This window comes from Mesorhizobium sp. M7A.T.Ca.US.000.02.2.1, from assembly GCF_003996995.1.
Classification (GTDB): domain Bacteria; phylum Pseudomonadota; class Alphaproteobacteria; order Rhizobiales; family Rhizobiaceae; genus Mesorhizobium.
The window spans coordinates 1-474 of the sequence record NZ_RZTT01000907.1 but is presented as its reverse complement, the minus strand read 5'-3'; the positions used below and the strand labels follow the sequence as shown (position 1 = coordinate 474).

Genomic DNA, 474 nt, shown 5'->3' with positions numbered 1-474 from the left:
GCCCGGCACCATGGCCGAGAAATACGGACCCCAGACACCGTCGACGAAGGCCGGCGCCGCGGTCGACGACATGGTGCAGGCCGAGGTGCCGAAAACATAGGCCATGCGCGACAGCACGCTGCCGAACGCGCCGCGCGCACCGACCGTACCGACGCCACCGGCATGCGCATCGATCAGGCCGGCCGCTACCGCGATGCCGGGGACGAGGCCAAGGTCCGCAGCCGCCTGCGCGGTCAACCCGCCGCCAAGTGCGCCACCCGCCGGCACGATCTGCGTGCCGATGCGCGCGAACCCCTCGTCGGCCAGGCTCCCTAGTCCGATGGTGCGGAAATAGGCCTCGTCCCAGCGGCTTTCATGCGCCAGATAGGTCCATTTGCAAGTCACCGTGCAGACCGAGCGGGCAAGGCTGCCGGTCGCCCGCCAGGTGAGGAAATCGGGGAGGTCCATGAACTGCCAGGCGGCGTTGAACGTGTC

At 69.2% G+C, this 474-nt stretch carries 1 pseudogene; it reads right to left on the bottom strand.

Features of this window, described 5'->3' with window-relative positions:
* Positions 1-474: pseudogene (locus EOD15_RS35385) on the bottom strand (ribulokinase); the annotation flags it as partial.